We start from the raw sequence: 14,412 nt of genomic DNA, 5'->3' as shown, positions 1-14,412 counted from the left end.
GGCTCTGCATCCTTGCGATGCAGAGCCTTTTTCGCATCACAAATCAAATAAAACGATTATAATTCGTCTCCATGGCTGCGCAGATACCGAACCAGCATGGGCAGCTCGTAGAGCAGCATGACGACCCAGCCCACCGCATAGCTGTAAGGCAGAGCTTCGATCTCCATTTTCCACACCAGCACGAACACCGCAGCAGCCGCCACACGGAACACCATGTTGAAGGTGCTGGACACCAGCGTGACCTTCAGATCGCCAATGCCGCGGAAGAAGCCCTGAATGCCGTTGGTGAAAGCGGGCATCAGGTAGAACAGGGAAACCGTGCGCAGGAAGCGCACGCCCAGATGGACGACCTCCGGGTCGGTGACGAACAGCTTCATGATAAAGGGAGCACCGGCAAAGCATACAACGGCGATCAGCACGCCGTAAGCGGCTTCAATGCGCATACCGCAGTGGAAGCCCTGCTTCACACGGTCGTGCTTGCCGGCACCCCGGTTCTGCGCCATGAGGGTGGTCATGGCGTGGCCGATGTTCTGCTGCGGGGTATAGGCAAAGTCGTCAATGCGGGAAGCAGCGGTAAAGGCAGCCATAGCGTTGACACCCATGGTGTTCACGATGGCCTGCACCGCGATCTTGCCCAGCTGCACGGTGGCTTGCTGCATGGCGCTGGCCCAGCCGTAGCTGACCGTTTTGCGCAGCAGCTTGCCATCAAACACCAGCCAGCGCCTGCCCAGCTGCAGGATGGGCACCTTCCAGCGGATGTACAGTACGCACAGCACGCAGCACAGTGCTTCGCTGACCACGGTGGAAAGGGCGCAGCCGTTGCTGCCCCAGTTCAGCACCTGCACAAAGAACAGGTCGCCGCCGATGTTCAGCACAGAGCTGATCATCAGGAAATACAGGGCACTCTTGCTGTCGCCCAGTGCACGCATGGTGGCGGCAAGGAAGTTATAGAAGAAGGTGAAGATCAGGCCTGCAAACACGATGCGCAGGTAGCTGACCGCAATGGGCAGGATATCGGCGGGCACCTGCATCAGCTGCAGCAGGGGCGTGGCCAGAATGACGCACAGCGCCGAGAATGCCAGCGAGAACACGGTGCCTGCAATGGCGGTGGTGGACACCTGACGCTCCATCAGCTGGGTATTACCGGCACCGAATGCGGTACTGACCAGAATGCCGGCACCCAGACACATGCCGTTGATAAACAGGATGGCCAGAGTCATGAGCGGGTTGGAGGTGCCGACGGCGGCAAGGGCTTCCTCGCCCACGAACTTGCCCACGATGATGCTGTCGGCGGCGTTGTAGGTGAGCTGGAACAGGTTGCCAAGTACCAGCGGAATGGTAAAACGAATCAGGAGCGGTGTAATGGCTCCCTTTGTCATGTCGTTTGTCATGGGAACTCTATGATTTCTCCTTATTCCTTATAATGTATTTACGATCTGCCGTCCGGGCAGGATGGCAAGGGCAGAGCGGCTGGCTCCTACATGGATGAGCTGTGCGGCCGCCTGCAAAACGGCACCGGATGCCACCGAAACCGGGATGGCATCGGTGCGCAGCACCTTTTGCGCGGCCCGCTGCGCATCGGTGGTGTTCACCGCAACCACGTTGTCCACCACATAGGCGTTGAAGTTTTCCGGCACAAAGCCGTAGCCCAGATCACTGATGCCGTGGGGGCCAGTCAGGCCGCCGCCCAGCGCCTGCGATTCGTAAGGCTCCACGGCGGCGATGCGCACATCGTTCGTCCATGCCTTGATGGTCTCGCCCACGCCGGTCACGGTGCCGCCACTGCCCACGCCGATCACGATAGCGTCCACGGCACTTTTGCCCTCCCGCGCGATGCTCTGCACAATGGCAGGGCCGGTAACGCGGCGGTGGTACTCCGGGTTATCATCGTTGGCAAGCCAGTCCATGTAGTACCAGCCGTTGGCGGCGGCGGTCTGTGCCGCCAGACGGCGGGCACCGTTCACACCGCTGCGGGCCGGGCTGTGGCGGATCTGCGCACCCAGCCGCAGCAGGGTCTCCTGCCGCAGGGCGGGGGCATCCTCCGGCATCACCAGAACCACCGGGTGACCGGCGGTCAGGCCCGCCAGCGTGAGCGCGGCGGCAAACGGGCCGGAGGCCGCTTCAATGATGGGCTGACCAGAGATCAGCTTCTTTTTTTCAATGGCAAGGGCCAGCATCCCTTCGGCAAGGCCGTCCCGGGCCGTGCCGGTGGGGCCTGCAAAGTCCAGATAGGCATACAGCCGTCCCTTCAGCCCGCAGGCGGCAGCATAGCCGCGCAGCTCCACGATGGGGCAGGCGCTGAGCGTCTGGTAAAAATTGGGGTAGATCGGCACGAAGACCCTCCTTTCATGGGATACAACAATATTATCCTAACGCAAAAGGACTGCGCGCGTCAAGATGCCTTTTAGCAAAAACAGCGAATTTTTGGCGGATTTTCTGGAAAAATCTCCGAAAGGCTCTTGACAGGATGCGGTGCATCTGCTATACTTCATCCGTAAAGCAAATGAACTTTACATCACTTCTCGAAAGTACAGGCACAAAACCGGGGGATCAGAGGATGGCAAAAGATCTGGAAATGGGCTATCTGCTGGACTTCTACGGTGAGGTGCTCACCGAGAAACAGCGCGAAATGCTGCGCCAGTATTACAACGATGACCTTTCGCTGAGCGAGATCGGCGAGAACTTCGGCATCACCCGTCAGGGTGCGCGGGATGCCATCAAGCATGGCGAGAACGCGCTGAAGGAGCTGGAGGAAAAGGTCGGCTTTGCGGCGCGTTACCGCCGCGTGCAGCAGAAGCTGGAAGAGCTGGAGCAAATGGTGATCGATGCACGGTTCGAGTGCACCGGCCCGCAGGGCCTGACCACCACCGAGTACGAACACCAGCTGACCAAAATGTTAAAGCTCATCCGCTCCATCGACGAAGCAAACGAGAGCTGAAACCTGTGAAAGGAGCACCGTACAATGGCATTTGAATCCCTTACCGACCGCCTTGCCGGTGTGTTCAAAAAGCTGCGCGGTCACGGCAAGCTGACCGAGGCAGATATCAAGGCCGCGATGCGTGAGGTGCGCATGGCCCTGCTGGAAGCCGATGTCAACTATAAGGTTGCCAAGGACTTCTGTGCAAAGGTGTCCGAGCGCGCCATGGGTCAGGAGGTCATGGAAAGCCTGACCCCGGCACAGCAGGTGGTCAAGATCGTCAACGAAGAGCTGGTTGCCCTGATGGGCGGCAGCGAAGCGGCCCGCCTGAACATCAAGAACAAGGGCCAGACGATCATCATGCTCTGCGGCCTGCAGGGCAACGGTAAAACCACCCACGCCGCAAAGCTGGCAAAGTACTTTATCAAACAGGGCCGCCGCCCTATGCTGGTGGCCTGCGATATTTACCGCCCTGCGGCCATCGATCAGCTGCAGGTGGTGGGCAAACAGGCGGGCGCACCGGTGTTCACGCTGCCGGGCGCAAAGCCGCCGGAAATTGCAAAAAAGGCGCTGGCACACGCCAAGGATTACGGCAATGACATCGTGATCCTGGATACCGCCGGTCGTCTGCAGATCGACGATGTGCTCATGCAGGAGCTGGTGGACATCAAGGAAGCCGTTCCTGTGGACGAGACCCTGCTGGTGGTGGATGCCATGGCCGGTCAGGATGCCGTGAACGTTGCCAAGACCTTCAACGAGAAGGTGAGCATCGACGGCATCATCCTTACCAAGACCGACGGCGATACCCGCGGCGGTGCGGCACTTTCAGTGCTGGCCGTCACCGGCAAGCCCATCAAGTTCCAGGGCACCGGCGAAAAGCTGGACGATCTGGATGTGTTCCACCCGGACCGCATGGCAAGCCGCATTCTGGGCATGGGCGATGTGCTGAGCCTGATCGAGCGTGCGCAGGAGACGGCCGACGAAAAGGCTGCCGAAGAGACCGCCAAGCGGATGATGGAGAATAAGTTCGACATGAACGACATGCTGGACCAGTTCGCACAGATCCGCAAGATGGGCGGTGCAGGCGCGATGCTGAGCATGCTGCCTGGCGGCAGCGGCATCGATCCCAGTCAGGTCGATGAAAAGGCGTTCGACCGCATCGAGGCCATGATCTATTCCATGACCAAGGAAGAACGCGAGAAGCCCTCCATCATCAACCCAAAGCGCAAGCGCCGCATCGCGGCCGGCAGCGGTACCACCGTGGCGGATGTGAACAAGCTGCTCAAGCAGTTTGAAATGATGCAGAAGATGATGAAGCAGTTCAAGAAAAGCCCCAAGGGCTTTGCCCGCCGCCTGGGCGGCATGATGGGCAACCCCAATGCCTTCCGCGGACTGAAATAATTTTTGTGATACAACCCCCTTGCGGGTTTGTACAATATAATCAACATGCGCCCGCAAGGGCCGCACAAAACAATTTTTGGAGGATATTTACCATGGCAGTTAAGATTCGTCTGCGCCGCGTTGGCGCCAAGAAGGCTCCCTTCTATCGTGTTGTTGTTGCTGACAGCCGCTTCCCCCGTGACGGCCGTTTCATCGAAGAGATCGGCACCTACGATCCCAACAAGGAGCCTTCCGAGATTAAGATCGACGCTGAGAAGGCAAAGCAGTGGATCGCCAACGGCGCACAGCCCACTGATACCGTTCGCGTCCTGCTGAAGAAGTCCAACGTTCTGTAAGTAGGGAGGGCTGACTCATGCAGGAGCTGTTGCTGGCAGTTGCCCGCGGTCTCGTGGAGGATAAGGAAGCCGTTAAGGTCACGGTGGACGAGCCTCGCGAGGACGGCACCATCGTCTACCACCTGAGCGTGGCAGAGGGAGATATGGGCCGTGTCATCGGCAAGCAGGGCCGGATCGCAAAAGCCATTCGTGTGGTGATGCGCGCGGCTGCTGTGCGGGTCGATGAAAAGGTCCTTGTTGAGATCGACTGAGCACCCTACAGGCCCTTTGCCCTTGCGGCAAGGGGCCTTTTTGATTATAGGAGCAAGATTATGCAGCAATATCTGGAAGCGGGCAAGGTCGTGACCACCCACGGCGTGCGCGGCGAAATGAAGCTGGAGCTTTGGTGCGACGGCGTCAACTTTCTGAAAAAGGTGGGCAGGCTGTACCCCTCGGCACAGGGCGGCAGGGCCTATAAGATCGTGTCCATCCGCGCACAGGGCCAGATGGCTCTGCTGCAGCTGGAAGGCGTGGACGATATGGATGCTGCCCGTGCGCTGCGGGGGCAGGTATTCTACTTTGACCGTAATGATGCCACCCTGCCCGCAGGCCGCTGGTATGTGGCCGACCTGATCGGGTGCGAAGTGCGGGATGCCGACAACGGCAGGGTGTACGGCGTTGTGACCAGCGTGGATCACCCCGGTGCACAGGATATCTACACCGTCAAAGCACCGAACGGCAAGGAATACATGTTCCCGGGCGTGGATGCTTTTCTGAAAGAGCGCAACCCGCCGGAGGGCTATCTCCTCGTCACCCCCATTCCGGGCCTGCTGGACGATGACTTTGACAGCGAACGGGAGGAAGAGTGAGCCATGGGAATGCGTGTGGACATCGTGACCCTGTTCCCGGAAATGTGCCAGCAGGTGCTGGATGCCAGCATCATCGGGCGCGCGGCAAAGAAGGGCCTTATTGAGACCCACTGCCACCAGATCCGGGACTACACCCTGAACAGACAGAAGCAGACCGACGATTACCCCTACGGCGGCGGCTGCGGCATGGTGCTGTACGCTCAGCCCATCGCAGACTGCCTGCGTGCTGTGCAGCAGGAAGTGGCTTCACAGGGCCGTCCGGCCCCGCATATCGTGTTCCTGACGGCAGGCGGCCAGCGCTACACCGAGGAGCACGCAAAGCGGCTGGCCCAGTACGATAACCTGACACTGGTATGCGGCCACTATGAGGGCATCGACGAGCGTGTGATCGATGCTTTTGCGGATGAAGAGATCTCCATCGGTGACTACATCCTCACCGGCGGCGAGCTGGCCAGCCTTGTGGTGGCGGACAGTGTGCTGCGCCTGAAGCCCGGCGTGCTGGCTGAGCAGAAGGGCTACGAGGAAGAAAGCTACTGGGACGGCCTGCTGGAGTATCCCCAGTACACCCGCCCCGAGGTGTGGGAAGGCCGCGCCGTGCCGCAGGTGCTGCTGGGCGGCGACCACCAGAAGATCGATGCATGGCGCGGGGAACAGAGCCGGGAGCGCACCCGCCTGCGCCGCCCGGAGCTGTACGAGAAGTGGTGTGAGACCCACCCTGTGACCGAGCTGCCCAAGTGGAAGCGCGGCGAGAACATGCGCCTTGTCAAGACCGACGAGCAGTTTGCTGCTGCCGCCCGCATCTTTGTGGAGGGACGGCGTGCGACCTGTGCCGAGAACTGGACCCCGGAATACTGTGCCAGCCTCAACGAGGAAGAATATCTTTTGCAGCTGCGGCAGGAAAAGGCCGCAGGCTGGGTGTGCTACCTGCACACCACCAAGGATGTGCCGGACGGCATCGTGAGCATCAACCACAAGGTGGGGCACATCGAACATCTGTTCGTCACTGAAAAAGCCCGCGGCAGGGGCATTGGCATGAAGATGCTGGACTTTGCCCGCAAAAAGCTCAGCGAGCACGAGCACCCGGTGCTGAGCGTGCTGAACACCAACACCCGCGCCATAGCGCTTTACACCCGCATGGGCTGGAAGCTGACCAGCGGCACCGAGCTGGAGTTCACGCCGGAGCAATATCCGGCTGTGGTGAAAAAGTGTGCTCTGGTCTGGATGCGGTACGAGGGCAGCGCACAGAAGTAACTCCGGGCGGCAGCTGCAGGTGCATCGGACAGCGAAAAAGGCACGAAAATGGATGCTCGGGCCAGAGGGTATGGTGCTGGAAACGCACAAAAACAGCCGAGATATTGCCCGATGGTCGAAAAAATGTTGAAAACTTTTGTATCTACCCTCTAACCTTCGGGGAATAATTTTATTATCTTTGTATAAATAATGAAAAATGGGCCGCTTTTCATTGGAGAAACCGCCAAAAATGCGCCGGGGGGCTGTACAACCGTTTCGACTTGCGCTAAAATAATCGTAACGCAACAGGCACAGGATACAGATTCTATACCCAAAACGATATTAGATAGGAGCGCTTTACTATGTACGTGAAAGAAGTTACCGTTGAAAATCAGGTTGGTCTGCACGCTCGTCCGGCTACCTTCTTCATCCAGAAGGCTAACGAGTTCAAGTCTTCCATCTGGGTCGAGAAGGAAGAACGCCGCGTGAACGCAAAGAGCCTGCTGGGCGTTCTGTCTCTGGGCATCGTGGGCGGTACCACCATCCGCATCATCGCTGACGGCGCTGATGAGCAGGCTGCTGTTGACGGCCTGATCAAGCTGGTGGAGTCCGGTTTTGCTGAGTAATTTGTGTCTATAAATGGAGCGGCGGGGGAACCTGCCGCTTTTTGTTTTTCAAGGAGAATCCATGACCAAAGCTGAACTGTATCAGAAAGCCTGTATGCTGCCGCTGCTGCCCGGCGTGTATATCATCCGGGATAAGACGGACACCATCATTTATATCGGCAAGGCAAAGCGGCTGCGCATCCGGGTGAGCCAGTACTTCCGCGAGGGCGTGCCCCACGACAACAAGGTCAGCCAGATGATCGCCCATGCCTATGCCTTTGACGTGATCGTCTGCCAGAGCGAGTTTGAAGCGCTGGTGCTGGAAGCCAGCCAGATCAAGGCTCACACGCCGAAGTATAACATCCTGCTCAAGGATGATAAAGGCTACAGCTATATCAAGGTGACAAAGGAGCCATGGCCCCGGCTCTCCTTCGTGCTGCAAAAGGAGGAGGACGATGCCGAGTATATCGGCCCCTATACCTCCAGCTTTGCGGCGCGGCAGATGGCAGAAACCGCCATGGATGCCTTTCTGCTGCCAAGGTGCAATAAGCGCTTCCCGCAGGAGATCGGCAAAGGACGCCCCTGCCTGAATGCGCACATCGGCAAGTGCATGGCAGTGTGCAGCGGCAGGATCAGCTGCGAAAACTACAATCAGGCCGTCAAGAGCGCCGTGCACCTGATTCGCTATGGCAAAAAGGACATCCTGAAGATCCTCAACGAGCGGATGCAGGAGGCCTCGGACCGGCTGGAATTTGAGACGGCAGCGCTGCTGCGGGACCAGATCGCAGCCATCACCAAGGTGAGCGCCGGGCAGAAGGTCATTGTGGACCCGGATGTGGAGATGGATGTGGTGGCGCTGGCAGGCACGCCGGACAGCGTGTGTGCGGCGGTGCTGCGCTTCCGGGACGGACGGCTGACCGATAAGCGGGAGTTTTTGTTCCACGATACCTCGGACATTGCCGCCGTGCGGGAGGAATTTCTGCCCCGGTATTATCTGGATGACGAACAGATCCCCAAGATCATTGCGGTGGACGAGCTGCCGCCGGACAGCGATGCCTTGCAGCGGGCGCTGAACGAAAAGCGCGGCAATGAGGTGCAGCTGTATGTGCCCCAGCGGGGCGATAAGGCCCATCTGGTGGAGATGGCCCACACCAACGCGGTGGAGCGTCTTGCCCGGGAGAGCGGCCGCTATGCCCGGGAGGAAAAGCTGCTGGACGAGCTGGCGCAGGTGCTGGGCCTTGCAAAGCCGCCCCGGGCCATTGAGAGCTACGATATCTCCAACTGGGGCGATGGCTCCAGCGTGTGCGGCATGGTCACCTTCAGGGATGGCAAGCCCTATAAGGCGGGTTACCGCAAGTTCAAGATGAAGACCGTTGCGGGCACTGACGACTATGCATCACTGGCAGAGACTGTCTCCCGGCGGGCGGCAGAGTACGAAAAGTACGCAGAGCTTGCAAAAAAGGGAGAGCCCTGCAGCAACTGGTTCGGGCAGAAGCCGGATCTGCTTTTGATGGACGGTGGCAGGGGGCAGGTGAGCGCGGCAAAAGAAGCACTGGCCGGGACTGCCCTTGCGGATGTGCCGCTCTACGGCATGGTGAAGGATGACCACCACCGCACCCGCGCCATTGTGGACAGCGACGGCCGGGAAATTGCCATCAATATGAACCGGGGCACCTTTACCTTTATCACGGCCATTCAGGACGAGACCCATCGCTTTGCCAATGCCTACCGCAAGCAGCAGATGAAGCAGAAGAGTTATTCCTCCACCCTGACCGAGATCCCCGGCATCGGCCCCAAAACGGCCAAGGCGCTGATGGCCCAGTTCAAAAGCGTGGGCGCGGTGAAGGAAGCCACGCCTGACCAGTTGGAAAACACCCCCGGCGTGGGGAAACAGACGGCACAGATCATCTACGCATATTTTCACGAATAAAACCCTCTCGGTCATCGCTGCGCGATGCCAGCTCTCCCGAAAGGGAGAGCTTTTTGCATTCAGATGCAATGAATGTGCAGAGCTGAAGAAAACGCGATTGATGCATTTGCCGGTTACGGCCCTTCCCGTGAAAAGGCAAACCCCGGCAGACCGTAGTCTGCCGGGGTTTGCAATATTAAAATAAATATTCCGCTGAAAATGCCCAGAGCAAAGCGGAGGGCATTCAAATGATTCAGTTCTCCGCAGAAATATCCTGACCGAAATACTTCTCGCTCAGCTCCTTCAGGGTGCCGTCGGCACGCAGCTCGTCGATGGCGGTGTTGATGGCTTCCAGCAGGGTGGCGCTGGCATCGCCCTTGCGCAGAGGAATGGCAACGTGGGATGCATCCTCGGTCTGGGCCACCAGCTTGAAATCTGCGTCCGGGTGGACGTTCAGGTAATCGTAGAAGGAGACATCAGCGTTCAGGGTGGCGTCGATGCGGCCTGCGGTGAGCAGCTGGATGGTCTCTTCCAGCGTGTCGATGCCCTGTACGGTGGCACCATAGCTCTCGGCCAGTTCCATGTAGGTGGAAGCAAGGCTGTTGGCGGTGGTCTTGCCCTTCAGGTCTTCAAAGCTGGTGATCTCGTCATTATCCTTGCGGACGGCAAGGGCAGTGTGGATGTAGCCGTAGGGCTCGGTGAAATCATAGGTCTTGGCGCGCTCGTCGGTCACTTCCACGCCGTTGCACACGATGTCGTAGCGGCCTGCGTCCAGACCGGCAAACAGGCTGTCCCAGTCGCTTTCCACGTACTCCGGCTCCACGCCCAGCTTTTCGGCAATGGCGCGGGAGACTTCCACATCGTAGCCCACCAGAGTATCGGATTCGTCGTGGTAGCTCCAGGGCTGCCATGCGCCTTCCAGTGCAACGATCAGCTTGCCGCTGGACTGGATGTTGGACAGCTGGTCGCCGGCAGCAGGAGCCACAGAGGCGGCCGTGCCGGAAGCAGCGGTGCTGCCGGAAGAATTGGAGCAGCCAGCCAGAGTCAGCACGCCGGCAGCGGCCATGACGCTCATAAGAGAAATAAAAGTTCTGCGTTTCATAGTTGGATTCCCTTTCCTCTATAAAAATATTTGTGAAATAAACTCCTTCAGGCAAAGAGGGAGACTTTCTGGTTTTGCCAAAGGCCCCATCCCGGAGGGGGCTGTCTGCGAAGCAGACTGGGGGAGTTGGTTAAACCTCACTCGGTGTGAGCGATCTTGCGCAAAAATTCGCGGGTGCGCTCCTCTTTGGGGTTGGCGAAAAACTCATGCGAGGGAGCCTGCTCCACTACCACGCCGTTCTCCATGAAAACGGTCTTGGAGGAAACATTGCGGGCAAAGCCCATCTCGTGGGTGACCACCAGCATGGTCATGCCCTCTTCGGCCAGCTGCCGCATCACGGCCAGCACTTCGCCAGTCAGCTCCGGGTCAAGGGCCGAAGTCGGCTCGTCAAAATAGATGATTTCCGGGTCGGAGGCCAGTGCCCGGGCAATGGCCACGCGCTGCTGCTGGCCGCCGGAAAGCTGGCGCGGATAGTAGTCGGCTCGGTCGGCAAGGCCCACCTTTTCCAGCATCTTCATGCCAACGGCATCCGCCTGCTCTTTGGGCATTTTGCGGGCAATGATGAGGCCCTCGGTCACGTTCTGCAGGGCAGTCTTGTTGCGGAACAGATTGTAGCTCTGGAACACAAAGGCCGTCTTTTTGCGCAGCCGGGCAATGTCGGCACGGCTGGCCTGGGCAAGGTCGAACGTCTCGCCGTCAAAGGTGAGCTGGCCTGCGTCGGCAGTCTCCAGAAAGTTCAGACAGCGCAGCAGGGTGGTCTTGCCGGAGCCGGAGGGGCCGAGGATGGCCACTACATCGCCCTTTTCCACGGTCAGGTCCACGCCGCGCAGCACCAGCAGCTCGCTGGTCACTTTGCGTGCACCGGGCCGGTGGAAGATGCCTGCCTGCAGGCGGGGCTTTGTGTAGGTGAAAAAGGATTTGTGGACGTTTTTGATCTCTAACATGGACATGGTTGCCACACTCCTTTCTTACTGGAAGCCGTGGGCGTTGAGCCGACGCTCCAGCAGTGCCTGCAGCTTGGTAATGACCGTGCAGAACAGCAGATACACCACGGCCACCTCACAGTAGATGGGCAGGAAGATGTAGGTGCGGGCGGCCACGCGCTGACCGGCCATGAACAGCTCGGCCACCGTGATGTTGGACGCCAGCGAGGTGTCCTTGATCATGCCGATGAGCGAGTTGGAGAGGGCGGGCACTGCGGTGCGCAGGGCCTGCGGCAGCACGATGCGGCGCATGATCTGCCACCAGCTCATGCCCACGCAGTAACCGGCTTCCAGCTGGCCCTGCGGCACGCTTTCCAGTGCGCCGCGCATGGTCTCGGCACAGTAGGCACCCTCGTTGAAGGCAAAGGCGATGACCGCAGCAGGGAAAGCGTCCAGCATGATGCCCACGCTGGGCAGACCATAAAAGATGATGAACAGCTGCACCAGCAGCGGCGTGCCGCGGATGACCCAGATGTAGAACCGTGCGATCTGCCGCAGCACCGGCACATTGGCGTACTGCACCAGCGCAACGGCCACGGCAATGATCATGGCAAAAAAGAAGGAGACCAGCGTGAGCGGGATGGTCATGGTAAGGCCTGCCGTAAGGATACGGGGCAGGGCCTCCGCCAGCACGCTGACCGTACGGTTGGAAAGAAATGCTTCAAACATGAAAAATGTTCCCTCAGAACGGTATTCAAATACTTTGTAAATCGTAAGAACAAAGGTATTATAAGGCTTGGAGTGCGCTTGAAGTCAAGGGCTTTTTCTAAAATTCCTACAAAACCTACCAGAATACTATAGCATGAATCCGGATGGAGTGCAAACGGTTTGCTCAAAACGCGTGATGTGTACAAAAACGGACGACCCATCTGGAAAACTTTGTGCAATGCGGCAAGCGGTTGACGGCGCACCGGCTTTCGTGTACAATGAACATAACAACGCGCACCGGGCTTGGCCCGGCACAGGCGCAAATTCACCGCAGAGGGTGCAGTGCCCTTTGCGCGGTGCAGACACGGAGGACACGAACGTGACGAAGAAAAAAATTGGCGTTCTGGGTGCAGGTACCTGGGGCATGGCTCTGGCACGGATGCTGTGTGTCAGCGGCAATGATGTGCAGGTGTGGTCGGCGCTTCCGGCTGAGGTGGAGAACCTTTCCGCTACGCGGGTGCACCCCAATCTGCCGGGCATGAAGATCCCGGAAGAGCTGCAGTTTACCAAGAGCATTGAGGAAGTGTGCACCGGCAAGGATGTGCTGCTGTTTGCAGTGCCGTCGGTATTTGTGCGCTCCACCACGGCCAAGGCCCGGCCTTACATCCCGGACGGCCAGATCCTTGTGGACGTTGCAAAGGGCATGGAGCCGGACACCTTATATACCATGACTGAGGTCATTGCCGACGAGCTGAACCGTGAGGGCGGCCCCAAGGGGGTAAAGCTGGTAGCACTCTCCGGCCCGACCCATGCGGAAGAGGTGGCGCTGGATCTGCCCACCACCATCGTTTCGGCCTGCCCGGATGAAGCCGCTGCCGAGTATGTGCAGGATGTGTTCAGCAACACCTGTATGCGTGTGTACACCAACGCCGACATCAAGGGCGTGGAGCTGAGCGGCGCGCTGAAGAATGTGATTGCGCTGGGTGTTGGCATCTCCACCGGCCTTGGCTACGGCGACAACGCCCGCGCAGCCCTCATCACCCGCGGCATTGCCGAGATCGCCCGGCTGGGCGTGGCCATGGGCTGCAACATCCATACCTTTGCGGGTCTGGCCGGTATCGGCGACCTGATCGTGACGGCAACCAGTATGCACAGCCGCAACAATCGTGCGGGCATTCTGATCGGCAAGGGCAAAAGCCCGGAGCAGGCCGTGAAGGAGGTCGGCATGGTGGTGGAGGGCATCAATGCCCTGCCCGCCGCCATGGAGCTGGCCGCAAAGTACAATGTGGAAATGCCCATTGTGCAGACGGTGAACGCCATCGTGAAGGAGGGCATGAGCGCCAGCGACGCGCTGCGCACCCTGATGGACCGTAACCGGAAGAACGAGATGCCGCAGGGCTACGAAAAAGTCTGAATTTTAAGGGAGAAGGCACAGCTGTCTGCAGATGGCTGTGCCTTTTTTGCTGCGCGGCCTGCCCACTGGCCGAAAACACAAAATAATTCAAATTTTTTACCAAAATCAGACGTAAAAGGGTAGAAGGTCGGGAAACTTTCTGCTATACTGAAACAGAACGCAAAAACCGGGGGACGTTTTGTGCACCCTGTCGGAGAGAAAGAGAGGAATCTGCCATGCCGTCAACTTATGCGCACCGCCGCTTTGGCACCAATGTGCTGGAACATCTGCCGGATGAACTGCGTGCTCAGCTGGAACAGAACCGTGAGCTTTACGATATCGGCCTGCACGGGCCGGACCTGCTGTTTTATTACCATGCTGCCAAGTCCAACCCGGTGGGTGCACTGGGCAATGCCATGCACGAGGAGCCGGGGCGGGTCTTTTTTGACCGGGCGCGCAGGGTGGTGCACTGTGAGGCAGACCGGGATGCTGCACTGGCCTATGCACTGGGCTTTGTGTGCCACTTTGCGCTGGACAGCACCTGCCACCCGTATGTGGAGCAGTTCACCCGGGAAAGCGGTGTGACCCACTGCGAGATCGAGACCGAGTTTGACAACATGCTGCTGCGCCGGGACGGATACGACCCGCTGAAGTTTTTCACAGCCAGCCATATCCATCCGTCGGAACAGAATGCAAAGGCGATCGCGCCCTTTTACGAGGGCATCTCGGAGCAGGTGGCGCTGGACTCGCTCAAGGGCATGATCTCAGTGCACAGGCTGCTGCAGGCATCCAATCCTGTCAAGCGATGGGTGGTGCTGACCGGCATGAAGGTGGTGGGCAAATACGACATGCTGCACGGCCTTGTGGCAGATCCGCAGCCGAACCCGAAGTGCGTGGAGAGCGGCAAGCGGCTGGAAGAACTGTATGCGCAGGCGCTTCCGCTGGCAGAAACGCTGATCCTGGAATTTGTGGCAAAGCTGGATACGGACCAGCCCCTGAGCAAGGCCTTTGACCACACCTTCGGGGAGTTTTGAGCGGGCA

Annotated in this window: 15 protein-coding genes; 10 read left to right on the top strand and 5 right to left on the bottom strand. The window is 58.9% G+C overall.

Features of this window, described 5'->3' with window-relative positions:
• Window positions 1-56 precede the first annotated feature (56 nt).
• Complete coding sequence (locus DWY76_RS08545) at window positions 57-1,391, bottom strand: MATE family efflux transporter (RefSeq protein WP_097781516.1); 1,335 nt, start codon at window positions 1,389-1,391, stop codon at window positions 57-59.
• A gap of 27 nt (window positions 1,392-1,418) precedes the next feature.
• Window positions 1,419-2,333: a pyridoxal-phosphate dependent enzyme gene (locus tag DWY76_RS08540; protein WP_120080936.1), complete on the bottom strand. Its 915-nt coding sequence runs from the start codon at window positions 2,331-2,333 to the stop codon at window positions 1,419-1,421.
• Window positions 2,334-2,557: 224 nt separating this feature from the next.
• Between DWY76_RS08540 and DWY76_RS08535 the strand changes: the two genes are divergently transcribed.
• The 8 genes from DWY76_RS08535 (at window position 2,558) to uvrC (ending at window position 9,266) form a co-directional block, all read left to right on the top strand.
• Window positions 2,558-2,938 carry a sigma factor-like helix-turn-helix DNA-binding protein gene (locus DWY76_RS08535; protein ID WP_097775061.1) on the top strand — a complete coding sequence of 127 codons (381 nt, stop codon included), beginning with the start codon at window positions 2,558-2,560 and terminating at the stop codon, window positions 2,936-2,938.
• A 24-nt stretch (window positions 2,939-2,962) separates the two neighbouring features.
• On the top strand, window positions 2,963-4,318 hold the full coding sequence (gene ffh, locus DWY76_RS08530; RefSeq protein WP_120080934.1) for a signal recognition particle protein: 1,356 nt from the start codon (window positions 2,963-2,965) through the stop codon (window positions 4,316-4,318).
• 92 nt (window positions 4,319-4,410) lie between these two features.
• Entirely contained in the window at window positions 4,411-4,653 is a 243-nt protein-coding gene (rpsP, locus tag DWY76_RS08525; RefSeq protein WP_005944692.1) for a 30S ribosomal protein S16, read from the top strand.
• 17 nt (window positions 4,654-4,670) lie between these two features.
• Complete coding sequence (locus DWY76_RS08520) at window positions 4,671-4,904, top strand: KH domain-containing protein (protein ID WP_005934928.1); 234 nt, start codon at window positions 4,671-4,673, stop codon at window positions 4,902-4,904.
• A 60-nt stretch (window positions 4,905-4,964) separates the two neighbouring features.
• A complete protein-coding gene (gene rimM, locus DWY76_RS08515) occupies window positions 4,965-5,501 on the top strand; it encodes a ribosome maturation factor RimM (RefSeq protein ID WP_120080932.1) in 537 nt (178 codons plus the stop codon).
• Window positions 5,502-5,504: 3 nt separating this feature from the next.
• On the top strand, window positions 5,505-6,752 hold the full coding sequence (gene trmD, locus DWY76_RS08510; protein WP_120080930.1) for a tRNA (guanosine(37)-N1)-methyltransferase TrmD: 1,248 nt from the start codon (window positions 5,505-5,507) through the stop codon (window positions 6,750-6,752).
• Between the two features lie 341 nt (window positions 6,753-7,093).
• Window positions 7,094-7,357, top strand: a complete 264-nt coding sequence (locus tag DWY76_RS08505) for an HPr family phosphocarrier protein (RefSeq protein WP_005920365.1) — start codon at window positions 7,094-7,096, stop codon at window positions 7,355-7,357.
• A gap of 61 nt (window positions 7,358-7,418) precedes the next feature.
• Window positions 7,419-9,266 carry an excinuclease ABC subunit UvrC gene (uvrC, locus tag DWY76_RS08500; protein ID WP_120080928.1) on the top strand — a complete coding sequence of 616 codons (1,848 nt, stop codon included), beginning with the start codon at window positions 7,419-7,421 and terminating at the stop codon, window positions 9,264-9,266.
• A gap of 232 nt (window positions 9,267-9,498) precedes the next feature.
• Here uvrC and DWY76_RS08495 read toward each other — a convergent pair whose 3' ends face one another.
• The 3 genes from DWY76_RS08495 to DWY76_RS08485 form a co-directional block, all read right to left on the bottom strand.
• Complete coding sequence (locus DWY76_RS08495; protein ID WP_120080926.1) at window positions 9,499-10,347, bottom strand: transporter substrate-binding domain-containing protein; 849 nt, start codon at window positions 10,345-10,347, stop codon at window positions 9,499-9,501.
• 137 nt (window positions 10,348-10,484) lie between these two features.
• Window positions 10,485-11,297, bottom strand: a complete 813-nt coding sequence (locus DWY76_RS08490; protein WP_097775066.1) for an amino acid ABC transporter ATP-binding protein — start codon at window positions 11,295-11,297, stop codon at window positions 10,485-10,487.
• An 18-nt stretch (window positions 11,298-11,315) separates the two neighbouring features.
• Window positions 11,316-11,999 carry an amino acid ABC transporter permease gene (locus DWY76_RS08485; protein WP_097775067.1) on the bottom strand — a complete coding sequence of 228 codons (684 nt, stop codon included), beginning with the start codon at window positions 11,997-11,999 and terminating at the stop codon, window positions 11,316-11,318.
• Between the two features lie 403 nt (window positions 12,000-12,402).
• Here DWY76_RS08485 and DWY76_RS08480 point away from each other — a divergent pair, with 403 nt between their 5' ends.
• Together DWY76_RS08480 and DWY76_RS08475 are read left to right on the top strand one after the other, a co-directional pair.
• Window positions 12,403-13,392 (top strand): NAD(P)H-dependent glycerol-3-phosphate dehydrogenase, encoded by a 990-nt coding sequence (locus DWY76_RS08480; RefSeq protein ID WP_343252055.1) that lies wholly within the window; start codon window positions 12,403-12,405, stop codon window positions 13,390-13,392.
• Between the two features lie 215 nt (window positions 13,393-13,607).
• Window positions 13,608-14,405, top strand: coding sequence for a zinc dependent phospholipase C family protein (locus DWY76_RS08475; protein WP_097781521.1), 798 nt, complete (start codon window positions 13,608-13,610; stop codon window positions 14,403-14,405).
• Window positions 14,406-14,412 lie beyond the last annotated feature (7 nt).

The organism is Faecalibacterium sp. AF27-11BH, assembly GCF_003603005.1.
GTDB classification, from domain to species: domain Bacteria; phylum Bacillota; class Clostridia; order Oscillospirales; family Ruminococcaceae; genus Faecalibacterium; species Faecalibacterium taiwanense.
The sequence above is the reverse complement of the archived record's forward strand: the minus strand, read 5'-3'. Positions and strand labels throughout refer to the sequence as shown.

What these genes read in the sequence shown, in the direction of transcription:
- DWY76_RS08545 (WP_097781516.1), bottom strand. Translation starts at nt 1,391, where the DNA reads ATGACAAACGACATGACAAAGGGAGCCATTACACCGCTCCTGATTCGT.
- DWY76_RS08535 (WP_097775061.1), top strand. Translation starts at nt 2,558, where the DNA reads ATGGCAAAAGATCTGGAAATGGGCTATCTGCTGGACTTCTACGGTGAG.
- ffh (WP_120080934.1), top strand. Translation starts at nt 2,963, where the DNA reads ATGGCATTTGAATCCCTTACCGACCGCCTTGCCGGTGTGTTCAAAAAG.
- rpsP (WP_005944692.1), top strand. Translation starts at nt 4,411, where the DNA reads ATGGCAGTTAAGATTCGTCTGCGCCGCGTTGGCGCCAAGAAGGCTCCC.
- DWY76_RS08520 (WP_005934928.1), top strand. Translation starts at nt 4,671, where the DNA reads ATGCAGGAGCTGTTGCTGGCAGTTGCCCGCGGTCTCGTGGAGGATAAG.
- rimM (WP_120080932.1), top strand. Translation starts at nt 4,965, where the DNA reads ATGCAGCAATATCTGGAAGCGGGCAAGGTCGTGACCACCCACGGCGTG.
- trmD (WP_120080930.1), top strand. Translation starts at nt 5,505, where the DNA reads ATGGGAATGCGTGTGGACATCGTGACCCTGTTCCCGGAAATGTGCCAG.
- DWY76_RS08505 (WP_005920365.1), top strand. Translation starts at nt 7,094, where the DNA reads ATGTACGTGAAAGAAGTTACCGTTGAAAATCAGGTTGGTCTGCACGCT.
- uvrC (WP_120080928.1), top strand. Translation starts at nt 7,419, where the DNA reads ATGACCAAAGCTGAACTGTATCAGAAAGCCTGTATGCTGCCGCTGCTG.
- DWY76_RS08495 (WP_120080926.1), bottom strand. Translation starts at nt 10,347, where the DNA reads ATGAAACGCAGAACTTTTATTTCTCTTATGAGCGTCATGGCCGCTGCC.
- DWY76_RS08490 (WP_097775066.1), bottom strand. Translation starts at nt 11,297, where the DNA reads ATGTCCATGTTAGAGATCAAAAACGTCCACAAATCCTTTTTCACCTAC.
- DWY76_RS08485 (WP_097775067.1), bottom strand. Translation starts at nt 11,999, where the DNA reads ATGTTTGAAGCATTTCTTTCCAACCGTACGGTCAGCGTGCTGGCGGAG.
- DWY76_RS08480 (WP_343252055.1), top strand. Translation starts at nt 12,403, where the DNA reads ATGGCTCTGGCACGGATGCTGTGTGTCAGCGGCAATGATGTGCAGGTG.
- DWY76_RS08475 (WP_097781521.1), top strand. Translation starts at nt 13,608, where the DNA reads ATGCCGTCAACTTATGCGCACCGCCGCTTTGGCACCAATGTGCTGGAA.